The sequence below is a fragment of the Nocardioides soli genome (assembly GCF_014191495.1).
Lineage (GTDB): Bacteria > Actinomycetota > Actinomycetes > Propionibacteriales > Nocardioidaceae > Nocardioides > Nocardioides soli.
In genome coordinates this window covers 219,589-238,578 of record NZ_JACHWR010000003.1, presented here as the reverse complement: position 1 = coordinate 238,578, position 18,990 = coordinate 219,589, and the positions used below count along the sequence as shown (strand labels likewise).

The window sequence follows — 18,990 nt, the reverse complement described above, 5'->3', positions numbered from 1 at the left end:
TCTCGACCGACACCGACCTCCGGGCGGAGGCCTTATCGCCGGTCACTCACCTCAACCCTACGCCCGGCACCAACCTCGGCGATCAGTCCAGTCGGCGCACCATCCCATGGCGTTCAAACACGCGTACACCGACGCCGGGCGGAGGTCACACGCCATACCGGCGTGCCAGCTCGCGGGCCACCGCCGCCTCCACTCTTGCCTGAGGGTTTGCTGCACGGATGGGTGACACCTTGACCTGTCACCCGATCGTGCAGCAGACCCGATCGTTGACTTGGTCCACGCTGCGCACCGCCCGATAGAGCACCCGAGCCTCACCGCGATCAGTGCGATGCCTCATTCCGGGTCCACCGAGGTCGGCCATGTCAAGGGACAGTAGGAACTGCCCAGGGGCGGTCGTGAGACCTGCCCGCTGACGGTCACGAGAACTGCCCGGTGGTGGCCATGGGATCTGCCCAGTGGGCTTGCGGCCACCACCGACCAGAGCACTCAGCTCAAGGGACTCACCCCTCGGCCGGCGAGTGCCTGGGTAAGTCGCACGGAGTCTCCGCTGGTCTGGCACACGTGGGCGTGGTGCAGTAGCCGGTCGACGGTGGCGGTCGCCAGCGTCTTGGGCATCAGCTCGTCGAACCCGGACGGGTGCAGGTTCGAGCTGATCGCGACCGACCGCTTCTCGTAGGCGGCGTCGACGAGCCGGTAGAGCCCCTCGGCGGCATCCTGGGCGACCGGCAACAGGCCGATGTCGTCGACGACAACGAGATCGGCGCGCAGCACACGGGCGATGGCCTTGGACACCGTGTCGTCGGCACGATGGCGGCGCAGCAGGACCCCGAGGTCTTCCAGGGTGAACCAGGCGACCTTCAACCCGGCCTCGACGGCTTGGTGACCGAGTGCCTCCAGTAGGAACGTCTTCCCGGTCCCCGACGGCCCGCACACGACGAGGTTTTCCCGACGGTGGACCCATTCCAGGGTGCGGAGTGCCTGCTGGGTCGGTGCCGGGATCGAGGATGCCTCGGGCTGCCACGCATCGAACGTCTTCCCGGTCGGGAACCCCGCAGCCGCCCTGCGGGTGGCCAGTGCGGAGCGTTCCCTTCCGGCGACCTCCTCGGCGAACAGAGCCTTGAGCACCTCGGCGGGCTCCCAGCGTTGGGCCTTCGCGGTCGCGACGACCTCCGGTGCGTGGCGACGGATGTGGGGCAGCCGAAGCCGCCGCAAGAGGTCCTCCAACTCGGCCGGCAACGGCGGCGCGGACGCCATCGATGGTGTGGTGGTCTTGGTCGTCATCGGGTCACCTCGTTCCCCTCGCGGCTGTCGTGCTGGCTGTCGTGCTGGCCGAGACGTGCCCATCCGGCGGTGCCCTGGGTCAGCGACCGTTCTTCGCCGGCACGGTGCTCGCCAACAGCGGGTTGCCGGGCGTGGTGGTCGAGGATCGAGGACAGATCGGCCTCGGCGAACCGGCCGTGGACGGCGGCGTGGCCGAGTGCCCAGTCGACCTCGACGGGGTCGAACAGCTTGGCCAGGCTGAGGGCTTCGGCCATCTTGACCCTCATCCGCGGCGTGCCCGCCGCAGCGGCCTCGACCAGCCACAGGCGGGCGCCCTCGCCCAGGTCGAGGAACTCGGCTTCCGCTGGGTTCTTCGCTCGCGGCTGCCGGTTCAACGGACCTTCCGGCTGCGGTGGGAAGTGCTCGTCGTTGATCCTCGGCGTGCCCGGCGTCGCGCGCGCGTGGCGGGCGACCTCGGCGGGTCCGTCCTCGCCGACGTGAACGATGACGACCTCCTCGCCGTCGCCGAGTCCTTGGGCACGAACCCACACCGTGGCGCCGAGCAGGGTGTGTGGCACCGAGTACTGGCCGGACTCGAACATCACCATCGGCGTGTTGCCCGGCACTACCCGGGTGGTGCCGAACGCGACTGTGTGCGGCTGTGTCGGGACCGGGTGTAGCCGTGTCCGCTCTTCGGCCAACATCTCGACCGGTGGCCGCTTCGTGGTCCGGTGAGCCCGGGTGTTGACCTTCTGACAGAACGCCTCACACGCCTCCTCGAGCTCGCTAAACGACGCGTACTCCTCACGCAGGTTGGTGTCCTTGGGCACCAGGTCGGCCTTGCTGATCTTCACCGACGACTCGGTGCCGCCCTTGGACGCCGGATCCGCCGGCACACAGGTGTGGACCACGACCGAGTAGTGCTCGGCGAAGGTGACGAGCTGTCCGTTGCGGACCGGGATCCCGGCGATGTGCTCGGTCGTGACGGTCTTCTCGTTGTCGGTCAGCACGTAGGTCGGCACCCCACCCAACCGGCGGAAGGTCTGGTCCAGCGCGGCGAACACGGACGGCATGGTCTTATCGCGCAGCGCGATCACGACCCGGAACCGCGACCACGCCAGCCACGCCACGAACAGAACCGTCTTGACGCCGTCGACGACAGGTCCGTCGCCGTAGTCGTACTGCAGCCACATCCCCGGCTCGGTGACCCAGGGCCGGTGGACCCGCACATGTCCTGACCGGTATGACTTCTTCACCGATGCGACCGCACGACGGGTGGTGCGCTCCGAACCCTTGTAGCCCATCGCGAGCAGCTTCTCGTGCGCTCTGTCGGCACGGACCTTGCCCTTGGACCGCTCGACCCACTCCTCGACCTTGGGCAGGTACTCATCGATCAACTGCGGCCGAGTCACGGCCTTGTCCAGCTCACCCCCGGCAGCACGGCGGTCCACGTAGTGCTTGACCGTGTGGTGCGAGCATCCGGCCAGCTCGCCGGCATCACGCAACGACCCTGTCAGGTCGTAGGCATCCAGGATTTCCATGATCTCCTCGGCAGACTTCAAGTTGTCCCTCCTCAGGGCGACGGGCGCTTCAGCACCGCCGATCGCACCTGAGGAGGGGCCTCAACCGTCGGAGCCGGTGAGGCAGACGACGTCGTGTCGGGCAGATCCCATGACCGCCACCGGGCAGGTTTCATGTCCGCCAGCGGGCAGTTTCGTGGCCGTCTCCGGGCAGAATTTCATGGCCGCCGACACGGCCAGTGGCGTCCGCGCGCGGCGACTGGCCGCGTGCGGCCCCATCGCGGCCCGACCCCCTGCCTATCTGCCTATTCGACGTTTGCGCAGGTCAGGGTACAGGTGCGGTCAGAACTACGACATCTGATTCCGGGTCTCGCTGACCTGCGGCTGGGTGCCTGAAACGGCGCCTGTCCTGCGAAAACGTCTTTCGACGTCTTCCAGCGTCAGGCGCCGTTCTTCGTTGTTGTGCGTACCCAGTGCAGCCCACGCGCGAGGTGTGCCCGACACACCTGCATCGAGAGGACTTCCTCGGGTCGACGATGCGTGGCCACCGTGCCGTGTCCGTCGATCGTGGACTCCAGGAGGGCTTCCAGATCGCCGCCGTCGTTGGCCTGCGCCATCTGCCGCACCGCAGCTGCCAGCGTGCCGCCGGAGATCAAGACGACCGGGTACTGGTCGTCGATGATCTCGACCTGGGCCTGCCGCGAGAAGGATCCTGTGGTGACATAGACGCCGAGCCAGTCCCGGCGCAGCCGCGCGACCACGCGCGCGACTTGCTCCGGTGATACCGACGAACTCGGCAGAATGCACTTCGCCTGTCCGAGGACCACCACGGGAGTGCTCGCTGTGAGCGAACCCATCTCGATACGCGCACGCCAGATTGGCCGACAACTATTTCAGACACATGTCTGTTATTTTTAGCACGTGGATGTGTCCGCTCCCTACGAGACTGTCGTGCCGTCGCTTGACGGCGCTGTGCTTGAGGTCCTGGCCCGAGCCGGCAAGCCGATCACCGGCCGACAGGTGCAGCGCCTTGCGCGCCGAGGCAGCATCCCCGGCGTCGCGACGGTGCTCGATCGACTCACCGAGACCGGCATCATCACGGCTGAGCGCGCCGGCTCGTCGATCCTCTACGAGGCCAATCGCGAGCACCTCGCTTGGCCGGCCGTCGAGGTCCTCGTCGGCATCCGCAGCTCCCTGCTCCAGCGCCTCGGCGACCTCCTGGGCACCTGGGAGCAGCCGCCGAAGCAGACCACGCTCTTCGGTTCCGCAGCCCGAGGCGACGGCGACGCCGCGTCCGACATCGACATCCTGATCGTCCACCGAGATGACTCCGCGCCAACGGACCCAGACATCGAGGCGCTCCGGTCTTCCGTGGCCCGGTGGACCGGCAACCACGCGCAGCTCGTCGTCGTCAGCGAGTCGGCGTGGACAAGGATGACCAAGGATGGCGACCCGCTGGTTGACAGCATCCGCCGCGACGGACTCGACCTCATGAACAAAACGGAGCGCGTCGGATGAGCCGCTCGAGCCGAGGCAGGACCGAGGCGTTCAATCGCGCACAGGGCAGGCAGCGACTCGACTACGCGCGCAAATGCCATGAGGCCGGCGAACTGGTCGGCTCCGACGTCGATGACACCTACGCCGCCAAGGTCGCCGTCTCGCTCTATGTCCTCGCGGGGATCTCAGCCGCCGATGCGATCGGGGCCGGCGCCGTCGGCGAGCGATGGCGCGGCGAGGACCACGCGGGAGCCATCGGCTTCCTCCGCAGCGCGATCCCGGACGACAAGCCGAGCAAGCACCTCACCACCCTCCTCGATCTGAAGGACACGGCCCACTACTCAACGGCCTTGATCAACGCCGATGCGCGGAAGAAGGCCGAGCGAGCCAGCGCTTCGCTGATCGTGAAGGCGCGAGTCCTTCTCGCCTGAGACGCTCGTCGCCTCGAGCGGGCCGTACTCGCCCGCGTCGGAGCCTAGCCGCACTCCTCAGCCGGCCGCGCGCTCGTGCTGCTTGACCCAGGTGATGACTGACGCAGGGATCCACCGCAGTGCTTCCCGTTCTTGATCGGCGGAGGGCCGTAGCCCTTCAAACGACTAGTGGTCATCACCGGAAGTTCTTCGGTTGGCCCGCACCCCGGGCACGCACCTCGCGGCGTTGCCGTCGCTTGCTGGACGAGCAAGTAGAGCCGCGCTCCGGCGCCTTGCGATGCACGCACCCCGAGCACGGGCCACCCCCGAGGAACTTCCAGCGACGACCACTAGCACGCGGAAGACGGGCCGAGTTGGGAGAGCCCCCGAGGATCGCCTCGGTTTCGCTAGGAGTCCGCGGGCCTCGTGCATGCGACACAACGGCGGCGGTGACATGGCTGAGCTGTCCTTGGGCACCGGTCGCTTGCGCCCGGCACGACGCGGCACGACGCTCATCACGCTCGCGAAGGCCGAGCCGTTGGTAGGCCGGGCGAGCTGACGGGTGGTCGGAACCGGGCTCGATCGTCGCGACGAGGGCCGAGGGTCCCAAACCCTGCGGCGCTCTCCCTATCCGCGCGCCTTCCGGTCGGCCACCCAGTCTCGGAAGCGATCGATCCTGGTCTGATACGCCAGCCGCGGGTAGTCGCTCCACTGCGGATTGCCTGGCCACATGAGCTCGACCTCGACGTCGTTGTCTCGGGCGGTGATCGAGTAGAGCTCTCGGGTGTCGCGACGAGAGCCGACAACCATGCCGGTCAGGATGTGGTCACAGGTCATCCCCTCGATGCCCTCGGCTGCGGCGCCCGGCACCAGGAAGGTGTCCATCAGGAACGTGAGCCACGGCACCATGTGGTTCGCCTTGTCACCGCCGTCGTAGCTGAGACAGCAGCCTTGGGGACACACGGCCCAGTTGGACCACCCGCGCGGGGCATGCTTGGTGAGATCGCGGAGCACCTCGTCGTCCTCGTCGGCCACCCGCAGTCCGCCTTCGGACTCGTGGAGGAACAGCGATCCGGAGATGCGGTTGATGAAGGAGATCTCGCGCGGCCCGAGGGGTGGCTCGATCTGCAGATAGCCGATGAAGTCGGTCTGGTAGCCCATGACGACAAGGCTGCGATCAGCCGCTCTGCTGCGCAATGCGCAGGAGGCGGCCTGTGGATAGCCGAGCGCCACCACCTCCGGGCGCGGTACAACCGACTCCGACACGAGGAGGTGCGATGTCACGAGCCGGGAACGACACGCCGTGGATGGGCCCGCTTCCCGCGGCGCGCGGGTGCGACTGCCACATCTGTCGGCCGGACGACGCCTACGACGAGCTGGACCGTCACACGATCGACACGGTCCTCGAGCACGGATGGCAGGTGATCCTGGTCGGCGGGGAGGCTGACTGCAGCCACCCCGATCACGACGACCCCTGGTTCGACGACCACGACGAACCAGGACCTGCGTTCGCGTACACGGTCGGCCTGGGGCATCGCTGCGGTCACCCGGAGCTGCTGATGTCCGGACTCGACCACCGCGTGCTGCACAGCGCCCTCAACGACGTGGCCCAACGGGTCATCGACGGCCGCCGCCTCGCCCCCGGCGACGCTCTCGAGGACGTGCTGGCCGGCGTGCCGGTCGCGATCGAGCAGGTCGATGACGACGCGCTCGAGGAGACGGTCACCTGGTCGGCGTGGTTCCATCGCCGCCCGCAGGACGCCCTGGCGATCGTGTGGCCGGACCACAGCGGCGTGTTCGCGTGGCAGCCGGGGGCGGACGAGATGCTCGACGAACTGCAGCCTCGCGAGTGGCGGGTCCCCATCGACCACACCGGCGGACTCGCGCCGGACCCGGAGTGGACCTTCCCCGTGCCGCCGGACCACCGGGCGTTCTCCTGCAGCCACGTCGTCGACGACGGCGAGGCCGTCCTGTGGGCAGCGCGTCAGTCGGACGAGGAGCGCGGCGAGGACTGGACCATCCACTGCGGCGCGGTCGACCACGAGACGCGCGACATGCGGGTGGTGCACCTGGCGCACCTGGTCCGCTCCGCACCGAGCCTCCGTGCGATCAGCGATCTGGGGTTCGACGAGGAGGCGTTGCGCGCCGATCCCGACTCCCCCTGGGCGACAGCGCGCCTGTGTCCTTGAGTTCTCACGTGCACACACGGAACGCGACACCGACCCTCTCCATGCGATGAGTGGCACAGCGCCCGCCACTGGCCGCGGTCATGGTTCGGAGTCAGCGCAGGTGAATCACGCGGGAGTTCGACGACTTGTACGCGCCCCCGCCGACCGTGCGCGCTCGAACGGCGACGCGACCGGTGTACTTGCCGCGTATGGTCGCGGTGCCGTTGCGACCGGTGATGCTCTTCGTCCACCTGATGTTGCGCCACGCTCCGCTGCCGTGCCGGACCTGAATGACGACGTTGACGTAGGGCAGTCGGAAGTAGCCGTAGGGCTTTTGACCCCGACTGGTGACCTTCATGGTGACGAGTTGTCCGCGGTGCAGATTGCGAGTCGGGTGGACTGAGATCTGGGTTCGGCTCTTGGGCCGCTTCATGGAGAAGCTCGGTGCGTCTACCCACAGAAAGCGCTCGTCGTAGTCTTCATCGAGATACGAGGCGTCCACGTCGATGTAGTAGCGGCCGGGCTCCTCCCAGTCGCAGATCTGAAACGAGCCGCTTCCGTAGCCGCCGTGGTTGTCATACTCGTAGTCCGAGTCGACCTCTGTGCCGTCCGGGCCTTCGAGGGTCACGGTCATCGACCAGGACGCGGCGCCATAGGGCAGGTTGATGCTCCAGGAGTAGTCGACGTCGTTGCAGCCCTCGTAGAGAACGCCGCGCCGGTCGACGTGAATCCTTCCGTCGGGCGCGATCCCAGAGGCGGGGCTCAACGCGGGCATGCTCAGACCTGCGAATGCGGCGACCGCCATGCACACGCTGGAAGCGGTGAGCTTGCGCAGCATCTTCTCCCCCAAGAGTCGTATGACCGCTGGGCACGCACACTAGTTTCCGTCGCACGGCATCCGCGGGCGAATGGCTCAGATCTCGTTTCGCCCTCATCCCCGGGTGGCTCCCGCCGCCCTCCCACTGGCCGCACCACCTCTCGACACCTTCGACCGGGGCCCGATCACGACCGGGCCCACCCCCGTTTGCAGGTCACGACCGCCGCCAGAGCCGTTGGCGGCCTGACCGCCCTCATCTCGCCCACGACCCTGGCCCGCCTCCACGACCGATTGGTCACGCAGGCCGCCGCCGAGGGCATCCTCGACGTCGCCTACACCGTCGTCGACAGTCCCGTCGGGCCGCTGCTGCTCGCCGCCACCGACAAGGGCCTGGTCCGCGTGGCCTTCGCCCGCGAGGACCACGATCTGGTCCTCGAGGAGCTCGGCCGCAAGCTGTCCGCCCGCATCCTGCGGGCACCGGCCCGGCTCGATCGCGTGGCGCGGGAGCTCGCGGAGTACTTCGCCGGCGACCGTCGCACCTTCGACCTTCGACCTCGACCTGTCGCTGTCCCACGGCTTCCGGCAGCTGGTCCAGCGGCATCTCCCCGCGATCGGCTATGGACAGACCCGCAGCTACGGCGAGGTCGCGATGCTCGTCGGCAACCCCAAGGCCGTCCGCGCCGTCGGTACGGCATGCGCCACCAACCCCCTCCCGGTCGTGGTCCCCTGCCACCGGGTCCTGCGCGCCGACGGCAGCCTCGGCGGCTACATCGGCGGCGCCGAGGCCAAGTCCACCCTCCTGCACCTGGAGGCCGCATGAGCACGATCGCATCGTGGGAGCAGCGCGTCGCCGGAGCCGACTGGGCCCAGGTCACCAGCGACCTCGACCAGTACGGCGGCGCGCTGCTGCCCCAGCTCCTCAGTGTCGACGAGACGGCGGAGATCCGCGACCTGTACCAGCGCGACAAGCTCTTCCGCAGCCGGATCGACATGGCTCGGCACCGCTTCGGCTCCGGGGAGTACAAGTACTTCCGCGCGCCGTACCCGGAGCCGATCGAGCGGCTCAAGCAGGCCCTCTACCCGCGCCTGCTGCCCGTCGCCCGCGACTGGTGGACCCGCCTGGGTCGGCAGGCGCCCTGGCCGGACAGCCTCGACGAGTGGCTCGACCGGTGCCACGCGGTCGGGCAGACCAAGTCGACCTCGATCCTGCTGCGCTACCGCGAAGGCGACTGGAACGCCCTGCACCGCGACCTCTATGGCGACCTCGTCTTCCCGCTCCAGGTCGTCATCAACCTCAACGAGCCAGGCGTCGACCACACCGGCGGCGAGTTCCTGCTCGTCGAGCAACGGCCCCGTGCCCAGTCCCGCGGCACCTCGACGCTCCTCCCCCAGGGGCACGGCTACGTGTTCACCACCCGCGACCGTCCGGTCCCGTCGGCACGCGGCTGGTCCGCGGCTCCGGTGCGTCACGGCGTGTCGGCGATCCGCAGCGGCGAGCGGCACACGCTCGCCCTCGTCTTCCACGACGCCGCCTGATTCAGGCTCCGCCTCACGGCCGCACCAGGAGAACCACCATGCCCGAGAAGCGCTTCACCCTGCTCGGAGCCGATCGGCTGCCCTACGACTCCCCCAAGCCAGGAACCTGGGGCGGCAAGGACGCACCTGGCCGGTCACGCCGGGCTCAGGCCACCACCCCGCAGCAGGGACCGCGTAGGAGTGATGCGATCCGGTGCCGTCACGATCTCGATGAGCGAGCGCCGCTCCGGGTGGGCCATGCAGTCGGCGAAGGCCTCCAGCACCTCCTCCGCTCGGTGCGCACGATGTGTCCAGCAGTCGTAGGCCCGCCCCAGCTCCATGAAGTCGGGATTGGTCAGCATCGTGCCCGCCACGCGACCGGGGTAGGCGGCCTCCTGGTGCATGCGGATCGTGCCGTACATGCCGTTGTTGACGACGACGGCCACCACGCCGGCGCCGTAACGCGCTGCGGTGGCCAGCTCCTGGGCCGTCATCAGGAAGCAGCCATCCCCGCCGAAGGACACGACCGGCCCCTGGGCGCCACCCAGAGCGGCGGCGACGGCCGATGGCAGGCCGTATCCCATCGAGCCACTGCGTGGCGCGAGCTGGGTGCCGTACTGGCGGAACGTCCAGTGCCGCTGCACCCATCCCGTGTAGTTGCCCGCGCCGACGCTCACCACCGTGTGCTCGCTCGCCAGCTCCGACATGCCACGCACGGCCACCGCGAGCTCGTCTCCGCTCTCGTGCGCGGAGGTCCATTCCACCCACTCCTCGCGCGCCGTGCCGGTCCGGCCCTGCCAGGCCGACGCTCCGGGCGGGGCCGGCAGCTGCGCCAGCGCGCGGACCGTCTCGGGGCCGCCGCCCTCGCGCACCCGTCCCGGGTGGCGACCGCGCACCCGGCTCGGGTCGTCGACGACCTGGAGCAAGCTCTCCGGCTGCCGGCGGGCGAACAGGGAGAAGCCCTGGGTCGCGATGTCGCCGAGCTCGCCGCCGATCACGACGCAGACGTCGGCATCGGCGATCCGTCTGGCGAGCGCCGGGCTCGGCGCCAGGCCGAGATCGCCGACGTACGACGTCGAGCGGTTGTCGAGGTAGTCCTGGCAGCGGAACTCCACCGCGATCGGGAGGCTCCAGGCCTCGGCCCAGCGGCGGAGATCGGCCGCGGCCTCGGCCGACCATCGCCCACCTCCGACGATCACCATCGGACGATGCGCACCCGCCACCAGCTCGGCCACGGCCTCGGCCCGGCCGGCACGTGGTGAATCGCCGGACGCGACCGTGGCGGTCCGGACGCCGGTGGAGGCGCGCAGCAGGTCGGTGGGTACGGCGAGCACCGCCGGGCCCGGGCGACCGGAGACGGCGGCGCGCCACGCATCCCGCGCGGCACCGGCCACCTCTCCCGCCGCCACGGGCTGGTACGCAGCCTTCGCCATCGGGGCGAACACGCGCACCAGGTCGACCTCCTGGAAGGCGTGGCGTCCCAGCAGCCCAGTGCTCGCCTGGCCAACGATCATCAGCATCGGCGTGCCGGCCTGCTCCGCCTCATGAACGCCGATCGCGGCGTTGGTCGCGCCGGGCGCCCGGGAGACCAGGCAGACACCGGGACGTCCGGTCAGCCGACCGGCGGCCTGGGCCATGAACGCAGCACCGTTCTCGTGCCGGCAGGTGACGACCTGGACTCCCCGTTCGTGCAGGGCGTCGAGCAGCGGCAGGAAGCTCTCACCCGGGACCGTGAACACCCGGTCGATCCCCTCGGTCACGAGGAGATCGGCGAGGTCGGCGGCCACCGTCCCTTCGGTGCCGGCCGCCGGAGGATGCGCTGTCACGACATCAGTCCCTTTCGCTGGAGACGAAGCCCTGCTCGAGGTCGACCAGGTCCAGCGGCCGCTCCCCCGCCAGGTAGCGGTCGAGGTTGAACAGGAAGTGGGTGAGCAGTCGGTCCCAGTCGCCGTGCGCCGATGCCGACATGTGCGGCGAGACGACGACGCCGGGGAGCGTCCACAGGGGGTGGTCTGCGGGCAACGGCTCGGTGTCGAACACGTCGAGGGCGGCGCCGGCGAGCCGGCCGGAGGCGAGCGCCGCGACCAGGTCGGCCTCCACGACAACGGGTCCGCGCGCGAGGTTGATGAGGTGGGCGCCGGGCTTCAGGCGGTCGAACACCGCACGGTCGATCATGCCGCGGGTGTCCTTGGTGAGCGGGACGGCGAGGACGAGAAGGTCCGCCTCCGGCACGACCTCCCCGAGCTCGCCGACGGCCACCACGGTGCCGAGCTCCGGATCGGTGCGCCCGGCGCGGCCGACCAGCCTCACCTCGGCCCCCAGTCCCGAGAACGCCCGGCCGACCGCGTGGCCGATCGAGCCGGCCCCGACCACGACCACCTGGGCATCGGCCAGCCGGCGGGTCGGCCGGGGGGCCCACCGGCGCAGGCGCTGGTACTCCCACGTCGGCCACAGGTCACGCAGCGCGGCGAGACCCAGCATGACGGCGTACTCGGCCATCGCCTGGTCGAACACCCCGCGCGAGGTGCTCACCAGGACCTCCGGGCGTGATGACAGCGGACCCCGGAGCCGGTCCACGCCGACGCCGGCCCAGTGCACCCAGCGAAGTCGAGGCGCCTCGGCCAGCGCCTGCTCCCAGGGCGTGGTCGGCCACTCGGTCAGGTAGACGATCTCCGGGTTCCACCCCGGCGGCGGCGGCTCACGAAGCGACGAGACCAGCACGGGAGCACGCTCCCGCAGGCCATCGAGGGATCCCCCGGGCTCACCGTCGCACAGGACCGCCACCGGGTCGACGGCGGAGCCCGTCCGGCTGGAGCTCACTCGCCCGGCACCCGGGTGAGCAGCCGACGCGGCGTGCCGCGGAGCAGCCGGTCCTCCAGGTCGTCGTCGAGCAGACCCAGCTGCCGCATCCGGGGAAGGACCCGGACGAGGACGTGGTCGTAGCCGAGCCCCCCGAACGCACTCAGGTGCTGCTTCTTGCAGACGTCCTGGGCGACCACCAGCTGGTCCCGGTAGCCCTCCGCGAGGCCGCTGAGCATGAGCGCCTTCGCCCCGTCGGTCCGGGCCGGCCAGTCCGGGGCGAAGTACCCCTCCTGCCCGAAGCTGTCGAAGCCGATCACGCAGCCGCGGTCGAGGACCGAGCGCAGGTAGTCCACGTCGCCGATCTCGTCGAGGTGGGAGAGGTAGCAGCGCGTCAGGTCGGCGCCACCGGACTCGAGCACGTCGATGATCCGGTGGGTGACCTCCGGGCCGCTCGGGTGGCAGTGCACGTTGATGGCCACCCCGGTCGCCCGGCTCACCTGGGCCGCTGCCCGGAGGACGCGCTCCTCGCAGTCCTGCAGCGCCTCGGAGGTGCCGATCTCTCCGATGATCCCCGCACGGACGTCGGTGCCGTCGCGGCCGTGCTCCACCTCACCGAGGATGTGGTCGGCGAGCTCGTCGACCGTGGCCGTCTCGACCCATGCCGGGTGGGTGGAGCAGACGTAGAACCCCGCCCCCGTGACGATCGTGACGCCGACCTCTGCCGCAAGCTCCCGCAGACGGGTCACATCGGTCCCGATGCCGCCGGAGGTGAGGTCCACGAGGCAGGCACCCGGTCCGCCCGCCGCGACGAAGGTCGCGACCTCCTGGCGGAGCACGTCGTAGTCGGCGACCGGATCGAGCGCGAGGTTGTCCCGTACGACGTGGCTCGACCAGCGGGCCCGGGCGTTCAGCGAGGCGTCGAACCGGCGCACGCCCGCATCCGCCAGGGGGGAGTCCTGCGCACTCCACCGATCGCGGACGTCGAGGAACACGTGCTCGTGCATCATCGTGGGGCCGAGGGCGTCCGGATCGATCGGCCCGAGGACCGTCATCACGCTCATGCTCCGACTCCCGGCCCGATGCGGTCGACCACGCGCAGCGCGTCGGCCCGCCAGCCCACCTCGACGGCGCTGCCCTCGGCCGGCAGGCCGGACCTGTCGACACCTGCCTCGGAGACGATCACCGGACCGAGCTCGGTCTCGACCACCAGGCGGGACGACGCGCCGGCGTAGATCACGCGGGTCAAGGTCCCGCGCACGGACGACTCCAGGCATTGCTCGCCCACCGCGGCGATGCGGGCACGTTCGGGGCGCAGGATCGTCTGCACCGGCTCCCCGGCCGGTGTGCCCGGGGGCAGCACGATCCGGGCGCCGGCACTCTGGTACACGACGGCGCCTCCCTGGGTCGCAGAGCCGACCAGGCTGAACGTGTTGGTGGCCCCGACGAAGTCGGCGACGAAGGGCGTGGCCGGGCGTTCGTAGACCTCGTCCGGCGTGCCGACCTGCTCGAGTCGGCCCGCGTTCATGATCCCGATGCGGTCCGACATCATCAAGGCCTCCTCCTGGTCGTGGGTCACGTACAGGAAGGTGGTGCCCAACCGTGCCTGGATGTCCTTCAGCTCGACCTGCATGCGGTGGCGGAGCTTCGCGTCCAGGGCGCTCAGGGGCTCGTCGAGGAGGAGCACCTGGGGCTTGTTGACCAGGGCCCGGGCGAGCGCGACCCGCTGTTGCTGACCACCGGACAGCTGCTCGGCACGTCGTTCGGCCAGGTCTCCGACCCCGGTGACGTCGAGCATCTCGGCGACCCGGGTCGCGGTCTCGTGCTTGGGCACCTTCTTCACGCGCAGCCCGAACGCCACGTTGTCGAAGACGGTCATGTGGGGAAAGAGCTCGTACTTCTGGAACACGAGATTGGTCGGACGAGCACTGGCACCGAGCGCCGTCACGTCGCGCCCGTGCATGCGGATCGACCCGGACGTCGGCTGCTCGAACCCCGCCATCATCCGCAGCGTGGTCGTCTTGCCGCATCCGGAGGGCCCGAGCAGGGAGAAGAACTCCCCCTGCCGGACGGCCAGATCGATGCCACGGACCGCCTCCGCGGTACCGAAGCTCTTGTGGATCCCGACCAGCTCGATCGCGGCGGCATCGGCCTGAGACTCGGTCATCAGCTCTCCTTGGCGGTTCGGACGGCGCTCAGCCACGCCAACCCCGTCGTTGCCACGAGCAGGATGGTGCCGATCGCGTTCAGGCTGGGATCCAACCCTTGGTTGATACGGGCGTAGAGCAACAGGGGCAGGGTCTTCTCCTGCCCGGCGGTGAAGAACGCGACCACGAACTCGTCGGTGGACAGCGCCATGGCCAGCACGGTCGCGCCGATCACCGCGGGGAGGATCAGTGGCAGGGTGATCTTGCGAAACGCCAGCCACGGGCTCGCCCCGAGGTCGAACGCGGCCTCGAGCAGCGAGAACCGGAACCGGTCCAGGCTGGCGCTCAGCACGATGAAGACGAACGGCAGGGCGATGATCACGTGACCACCGATCGTCGCCTTCAGCGAGTAGCCCACGTCGAAGTAGTGGTAGCAGATCGCCAGACCGATCGCGTAGAGCAGGCTGGGGAAGGTGAGCGGGATCAGCGCCGCCACCATCGTCGCGGCACGGACACGCTGGCGCGCCCCGACCAACGCCAGGGCGATGCTCAGTCCGAGGATTCCGCTGAGCAGACCGGTGAGCACCGCCGCGGTCGCCGACCGCATCATCGCGTCGATCACGACCGGATCGTGCAGGACCTCGTCGTACCACCGCAGCGAGAACCCCTCGAAGGGCAGGCTCATCCGCGGCACGGAGTGGAACGAGAACAGCACCACGACGACCAGGGGCGCGAACAGGAAGGCGAGCACCGCGATCAGGTACGCCCTGGCGAGCGCCCGGGTGCTTCGCGTCGCCATCGGGTTCCTCATCGCAGCCACCTCCTGATCACCGCGTAGGCGAGGCCGAGGAGTGCCACCACCAACACGACCATGGTCAGTGCGAGGGCGGCTCCGAGCGGCCAGTTGAGACCGCCGCCGAACTGGTGCTGGATCTGGTTGCCGATGAGCTGGTCACCGGTGCCACCCAACAGCTGCGGCGTCACCCACTCGGCCGACGTCGCGATGAAGCTGATCGCGAACGCCGCCACGCACCCTTGCGACGTGAGCGGCAGGACCACCCGGCGGGCGGCGAGCCAGCGCGAGCCGCCCAGGTCCTGGGCGGCTTCGACCTGCCCCACCGGAACGTTCTGCATCGCCGCGTAGATCGGGAGGATCCCGAACGGGATGAGGTAGTTCACCAGGGCGACGATGACCGCCAGCTCGCTGTTCAGGAACAGCGTGACCGGACGGTCCACGACGCCGAGGCCGAGGAGCGTCTGGTTGACGACGCCTTCGCGGCCCATGATGTTCCGCCACGCGTACACCCGAACGATGTAGCCGCCGAACAGCGACACCAGCACCATGAAGTAGACGACGTGCTTGCGTGCCGGCAGCACGTAGTTCAGCACGAACGCGAAGGGGAAGCTGATCAGGGTGACGATGAGCGCGACGGTCAGCGCGACCCGCAGCGTGCGCAGGTAGAACCCGCGGAAGACGTCGCTCGTCGCCGCCTCGACGTAGTTGTCCAGGGTCAGCTTCGGCACCGGCTCGAACGACTCCACCGAGTAAAAGGAGTAGACCGCGAGCATCAGCAACGGAATCAGGAACAGCGCGACGTAGTACAGCGTCGCCGGCGCCATCTGCAGCGTGCGCACACTGGGCCTCACGGCCTACTCCCTCCCATGTCTCGATCGTCGGCGGATCCGGCGAGGTACAGCCGGCTACGACTTGATCTTCTGCCAGGCGTCGAGCCAGTCCTGGTAGTTCATGTAGCCGTCCGCCACCTCCTCGGGCGGAGTGCTGGAGGCGAAGTCGTCGGAGTTCGCTCCGCCGGTCACGACGGAGTAGTCGTAGGACTGGGCGTCCCCCTCGACCAGGTCGAACGCGTCGGTGTTCACCGCTCCGGAGACGAGGTTCGTCGCCAGCTCCGCCTGCACCTCGGTCGAGATCATCTGGTCGATGTACTCGTAGGCGCAGTCGACGTTCTCCGACGTGCTGGGAATCGCCAGCCCGTCCCACCAGCCGTGGCGACCCTCGTCGAAGAACCCGAAGTCGAGGGTCACGCCCTTCTCCTCGGCCCACGCGACCTGCGCCTCCCAGCCACCGACGGCCAAGTCGACGTCCTTGTTGATCAGCCGGTCGTTGGCGTCCTGATAGTTGCTCTGGAACGCCGCAGCGTTGTCCACCAGCTTCGCCGCATCGGCCACCACCACGTCCAGCTGCTCCTGGGTGAGGAGCGGCGACTCGTCGAAGCCGTGTGCCTTGGCCAACAGGTAGAACGGCGAGTCCGGTGCGTCGAACAGCACGAACCGGCCCTTCCAGCTCGGGTCGAGCAGGTCGGTGATCGACTTCGGTGGGTTGCTCACCCGGTCCGGGGCGTAGATGTACGGAGCGTCGCCCCACGCGATGGGGACGCCGTAGATCTCTCCGTCCTCGCCGCGCAGGGACGGGCTCTCGGCCAGGCCCGAGGCGACCTTGTCCCAGTTGGTCAGCCGGCTCGTGTCGATCGGCTGGACCACCTCGGCCGCGATCATCCGCTGGGCCCAGTGATAGGGGATGGTGGAGAGCTCGAACGGCTGGCCGACCTTGATCGCCGCGATCAGCTGGGCCCAGTCACCGGGCCACGAACTGACCAGCTTGGTGCCTCGCTCCTCGCGCCAGTCCTCGAGCTCGACCTTGCCCTCTTCGCCCTCGAGACCGATGAAGTTGATGGTCGCGTTCTCGCACGCGTTCTCCTTGACCGGGCCTTGCGACTCGGACGTATCGTCGCTGGAGCCACACGCGGTGAGGACCAGCAACGCTGATGAAACGGCTGCTGCGAGGAGCCATCGTTTCTTCATGGGTTCAACCTCTCATCAAGGGAATCCTGCAGAGGGGTCTGCAGGACCGGGTTGGCCGCCCGAGTCGGAGGCCGGCGGTGGTCACAGGGCCGCCGCTACTGCGAGATAGATGCGTGAGGAGTCGACGAGCTCGGCGATGTCGATCGACTGGTCGGGTCCGAAGTGCCAGTCGCCCGGGCCGTACACGACCGTCTCCAGGCCCTGGTGGGCCAGGTCCGCGGCGTCCGTGACGAACGCCTGGATCGGCAGTCGGCTCGTGACCCGCGGCTCGACGCCGCGGACATCGGTGTGCGCACGTCGGATCGTGTCGATCAGGTGTCCGCTCTCCGGCCCGAGGAACGGCCGCTGCACCGCCGTGATGCGCACGTCGATGTCGACATCGGCGGGGCAGGCATCGTGCACGACCTCCTGGATGGCCCGCTTGATGTCCTCGCGCCGCATGCCGGGGACCGTGCGGATGTCTCCGTGGAACTCTGCCACCTCGGCCACCTTGCCGGGGTCGAAGCCGCCCGAGAGCCGTCCGATGACCTTGCGCGGCAGGTGCGGGAGCCGATCACACGGCTCGAACGGCAGCTCCATCTGCTGCACGGCGCCGTACGCGGATACGGCGGCGCCGAGCGCGTCGCGGGCACCCTCGAGACGGGACACGTGCGCGGTCTCCCCCCGGAAGAGCACCGAGAACTTGAGCGCGCCGCCGTTCGCGGTGTTGATGTCCAGCGAGCTCGGCTCGCCGCAGATGGCGTAGCCCTCGTGAGGGCCTTCGCTGGCGAGGACGTACTTCTCCCCCAGCCCGATGGTGTCGTGGTGCATGACGGCGTGGAGGATGAGATCGCCCCGCATCGGGACCCGGTGGTCCGCCGCCGCGCGGACCGCCAAGACCATCGCAGCCACGCCGGCCTTCATGTCGTCGACGCCGGCGCCGTAGAGCCGACCGTCCTGGACCCAGGGCTGGTACGGGTCCCTGCTCCACCGCTCGGAGACCGAGGCGTCCAGGTGACCACTGAGCACCAGAGGCGGCCGCTCGCCGCCGCCGCGCACGCGGGCCACGACGTTCGCCCGTCCCTTGACGACCTCCTCGATGTGCAGCTCGACCCGCGGATGGTTCAGCTCGCGGTAGACGACCTCGGCGACGGCCAGCTCGTTGGACGCCTGCGACGGGATGGCGGTCAGCTCGGACGCGAGGGCGACCACCTGGTCGGCGTCGATCTTGGGCAGCACGAGTTCAGTCACGGGTACGGGTCTCCTCGGTCGGAAGCGAATTCTGGTCAGCCAGGGCGCAGAAGCGCCGGATCTCCGTGGCCACGGCGTCGACGGCGATGCGCAGGATCGCGGCACCGTCGGCAGCGGAAAGGGAGCCTGGGGAGTCCGTGTAGCCGTCGGCTCGGATCCAGGCCTGGTGCATCTCGAGGCGGCTGAGCTGCCTCTTGCTCTCGGGCTCCGGCTGCTCGGCCGGGAAGTCGCCCACGAGGTCGGGCCGGAGCGTCTGCATCACCGCGGACTCGAAGGCGCCGGCATGCCCGGGGATCCGGCTCGCGGCCGCCGCCAGCCCGGAGCCGCGCACCTGCTTCTCGACGAGCTTCCACCACGAGCTGCAGCCGGCGTGCACGGGCAGCTGCAAGGCCAGGTCCCGGGCGACCAGCTGCACGATCTCGTCGTTGCCCCCGTGGCCGTTGAGGAGGTACAGACGCCGGAACCCGGAGTCCACCGCGGACCGACCCAGGTCGGTGAGCGCGTCCATCAGGGTGCGGGTGCGCATCGACAGGGTGCCGCCGAAGGGCAGGTGGTGGTCGGAGGAGCCGAAGCTGAAGGTCGGCGCGACCAGGACGTCGGGGGTGCCGTCGAGCGCCGCCGCCGCCCGCTCCGCCACGTGCGTGGCGATCAGCGCGTCGGTCCACACCGGGAGGTGCGGGCCGTGCTGCTCGATGGCGCCGACCGGGAGCACCAGGACGGCACCGGCGGCCGCCCGCTCCACGAGCGTCTCGCGGCGATGCTCGGCCAGCGCCCACCCCCTCGGGCCAGTCGTGGATGTCATCGCCC

The 18,990-nt window shown here is 69.4% G+C and carries 19 protein-coding genes and 1 pseudogene; 6 read left to right on the top strand and 14 right to left on the bottom strand.

The window, feature by feature from the left end:
• Positions 1-486: 486 nt before the first annotated feature.
• From istB to FHU40_RS20005, 3 genes are all read right to left on the bottom strand, one after another.
• On the bottom strand, positions 487-1,281 hold the full coding sequence (gene istB / locus FHU40_RS20015) for an IS21-like element helper ATPase IstB (RefSeq protein ID WP_183591811.1): 795 nt from the start codon (positions 1,279-1,281) through the stop codon (positions 487-489).
• Positions 1,278-2,822, bottom strand: coding sequence for an IS21 family transposase (gene istA / locus FHU40_RS20010; protein WP_064075337.1), 1,545 nt, complete (start codon positions 2,820-2,822; stop codon positions 1,278-1,280). The genes istB and istA overlap by 4 nt, the downstream gene beginning before the upstream one ends.
• A gap of 398 nt (positions 2,823-3,220) precedes the next feature.
• Positions 3,221-3,610, bottom strand: a complete 390-nt coding sequence (locus FHU40_RS20005) for a restriction endonuclease (protein WP_343057958.1) — start codon at positions 3,608-3,610, stop codon at positions 3,221-3,223.
• Between the two features lie 91 nt (positions 3,611-3,701).
• On the opposite strand from FHU40_RS20005, the gene FHU40_RS29690 reads away from it, so the two are divergent.
• Positions 3,702-4,298 (top strand): nucleotidyltransferase domain-containing protein, encoded by a 597-nt coding sequence (locus FHU40_RS29690; RefSeq protein WP_183594119.1) that lies wholly within the window; start codon positions 3,702-3,704, stop codon positions 4,296-4,298.
• Positions 4,295-4,708, top strand: coding sequence for a hypothetical protein (locus FHU40_RS19995; protein WP_183594118.1), 414 nt, complete (start codon positions 4,295-4,297; stop codon positions 4,706-4,708). The genes FHU40_RS29690 and FHU40_RS19995 overlap by 4 nt, the downstream gene beginning before the upstream one ends.
• Positions 4,709-5,314: 606 nt before the next feature.
• Here FHU40_RS19995 and FHU40_RS19990 read toward each other — a convergent pair.
• On the bottom strand, positions 5,315-5,923 hold the full coding sequence (locus FHU40_RS19990) for a hypothetical protein (RefSeq protein ID WP_183594117.1): 609 nt from the start codon (positions 5,921-5,923) through the stop codon (positions 5,315-5,317).
• Between the two features lie 41 nt (positions 5,924-5,964).
• Between FHU40_RS19990 and FHU40_RS19985 the strand changes: the two genes are divergently transcribed.
• Positions 5,965-6,876, top strand: coding sequence for a DUF4262 domain-containing protein (locus FHU40_RS19985; protein ID WP_183594116.1), 912 nt, complete (start codon positions 5,965-5,967; stop codon positions 6,874-6,876).
• A 91-nt stretch (positions 6,877-6,967) separates the two neighbouring features.
• Here the strand turns inward: FHU40_RS19985 and FHU40_RS19980 are convergent, their stop codons facing one another.
• Complete coding sequence (locus FHU40_RS19980; protein WP_183594115.1) at positions 6,968-7,693, bottom strand: hypothetical protein; 726 nt, start codon at positions 7,691-7,693, stop codon at positions 6,968-6,970.
• On the opposite strand from FHU40_RS19980, the pseudogene FHU40_RS29685 reads away from it, so the two are divergent.
• The 3 genes and pseudogenes from FHU40_RS29685 to FHU40_RS19970 all read left to right on the top strand — a co-directional run.
• A pseudogene (locus FHU40_RS29685) lies at positions 7,580-8,161 on the top strand (hypothetical protein); the annotation flags it as partial. The gene FHU40_RS19980 and the pseudogene FHU40_RS29685 sit on opposite strands and share 114 nt — an antisense overlap.
• Positions 8,097-8,492, top strand: coding sequence for a methylated-DNA--[protein]-cysteine S-methyltransferase (locus tag FHU40_RS29680; RefSeq protein WP_343057999.1), 396 nt, complete (start codon positions 8,097-8,099; stop codon positions 8,490-8,492). The pseudogene FHU40_RS29685 and the gene FHU40_RS29680, both read left to right, overlap by 65 nt.
• Entirely contained in the window at positions 8,489-9,208 is a 720-nt protein-coding gene (locus FHU40_RS19970) for a 2OG-Fe(II) oxygenase (RefSeq protein WP_183594114.1), read from the top strand. The genes FHU40_RS29680 and FHU40_RS19970 overlap by 4 nt, the downstream gene beginning before the upstream one ends.
• Positions 9,209-9,342: 134 nt before the next feature.
• On the opposite strand, the gene FHU40_RS19965 is transcribed toward FHU40_RS19970, so the two are convergent.
• The 9 genes from FHU40_RS19965 to FHU40_RS19925 all read right to left on the bottom strand — a co-directional run bounded on the left by FHU40_RS19965 (position 9,343) and on the right by FHU40_RS19925 (position 18,985).
• Positions 9,343-11,013: a thiamine pyrophosphate-binding protein gene (locus tag FHU40_RS19965; protein ID WP_183594113.1), complete on the bottom strand. Its 1,671-nt coding sequence runs from the start codon at positions 11,011-11,013 to the stop codon at positions 9,343-9,345.
• 4 nt (positions 11,014-11,017) lie between these two features.
• Positions 11,018-12,007, bottom strand: coding sequence for an NAD(P)-dependent oxidoreductase (locus FHU40_RS28510; RefSeq protein ID WP_183594112.1), 990 nt, complete (start codon positions 12,005-12,007; stop codon positions 11,018-11,020).
• Positions 12,004-13,050 carry a phosphotriesterase family protein gene (locus FHU40_RS19955; protein ID WP_183594111.1) on the bottom strand — a complete coding sequence of 349 codons (1,047 nt, stop codon included), beginning with the start codon at positions 13,048-13,050 and terminating at the stop codon, positions 12,004-12,006. The genes FHU40_RS28510 and FHU40_RS19955 overlap by 4 nt, the downstream gene beginning before the upstream one ends.
• Positions 13,047-14,153 (bottom strand): ABC transporter ATP-binding protein, encoded by a 1,107-nt coding sequence (locus FHU40_RS19950; protein ID WP_183594110.1) that lies wholly within the window; start codon positions 14,151-14,153, stop codon positions 13,047-13,049. Before FHU40_RS19950 ends, FHU40_RS19955 begins: the two co-directional genes overlap by 4 nt.
• Positions 14,153-14,932: an ABC transporter permease gene (locus tag FHU40_RS19945; RefSeq protein WP_183594109.1), complete on the bottom strand. Its 780-nt coding sequence runs from the start codon at positions 14,930-14,932 to the stop codon at positions 14,153-14,155. The genes FHU40_RS19950 and FHU40_RS19945 overlap by 1 nt, the downstream gene beginning before the upstream one ends.
• A gap of 8 nt (positions 14,933-14,940) precedes the next feature.
• The gene (locus FHU40_RS19940) at positions 14,941-15,780 is read right to left on the bottom strand and encodes an ABC transporter permease (protein ID WP_183594108.1); all 840 of its coding nucleotides are present in this window, start codon (positions 15,778-15,780) and stop codon (positions 14,941-14,943) included.
• A 54-nt stretch (positions 15,781-15,834) separates the two neighbouring features.
• Positions 15,835-16,953, bottom strand: a complete 1,119-nt coding sequence (locus FHU40_RS19935; RefSeq protein ID WP_183594107.1) for an ABC transporter substrate-binding protein — start codon at positions 16,951-16,953, stop codon at positions 15,835-15,837.
• 81 nt (positions 16,954-17,034) lie between these two features.
• Complete coding sequence (locus tag FHU40_RS19930) at positions 17,035-18,183, bottom strand: M20 family metallopeptidase (RefSeq protein WP_183594106.1); 1,149 nt, start codon at positions 18,181-18,183, stop codon at positions 17,035-17,037.
• The gene (locus tag FHU40_RS19925; RefSeq protein WP_183594105.1) at positions 18,176-18,985 is read right to left on the bottom strand and encodes a creatininase family protein; all 810 of its coding nucleotides are present in this window, start codon (positions 18,983-18,985) and stop codon (positions 18,176-18,178) included. Before FHU40_RS19925 ends, FHU40_RS19930 begins: the two co-directional genes overlap by 8 nt.
• Between the last annotated feature and the right edge of the window lie 5 nt (positions 18,986-18,990).

Bases quoted from the DNA above. Each gene is read 5' to 3' on its own strand.
- FHU40_RS19945 (WP_183594109.1), bottom strand. From the start codon at position 14,932: ATGGCGACGCGAAGCACCCGGGCGCTCGCCAGGGCGTACCTGATCGCG.
- FHU40_RS19935 (WP_183594107.1), bottom strand. From the start codon at position 16,953: ATGAAGAAACGATGGCTCCTCGCAGCAGCCGTTTCATCAGCGTTGCTG.
- FHU40_RS19970 (WP_183594114.1), top strand. From the start codon at position 8,489: ATGAGCACGATCGCATCGTGGGAGCAGCGCGTCGCCGGAGCCGACTGG.
- FHU40_RS19955 (WP_183594111.1), bottom strand. From the start codon at position 13,050: ATGAGCGTGATGACGGTCCTCGGGCCGATCGATCCGGACGCCCTCGGC.
- FHU40_RS19950 (WP_183594110.1), bottom strand. From the start codon at position 14,153: ATGACCGAGTCTCAGGCCGATGCCGCCGCGATCGAGCTGGTCGGGATC.
- FHU40_RS19995 (WP_183594118.1), top strand. From the start codon at position 4,295: ATGAGCCGCTCGAGCCGAGGCAGGACCGAGGCGTTCAATCGCGCACAG.
- FHU40_RS19925 (WP_183594105.1), bottom strand. From the start codon at position 18,985: ATGACATCCACGACTGGCCCGAGGGGGTGGGCGCTGGCCGAGCATCGC.
- FHU40_RS19985 (WP_183594116.1), top strand. From the start codon at position 5,965: ATGTCACGAGCCGGGAACGACACGCCGTGGATGGGCCCGCTTCCCGCG.
- istB (WP_183591811.1), bottom strand. From the start codon at position 1,281: ATGACGACCAAGACCACCACACCATCGATGGCGTCCGCGCCGCCGTTG.
- FHU40_RS19980 (WP_183594115.1), bottom strand. From the start codon at position 7,693: ATGCTGCGCAAGCTCACCGCTTCCAGCGTGTGCATGGCGGTCGCCGCA.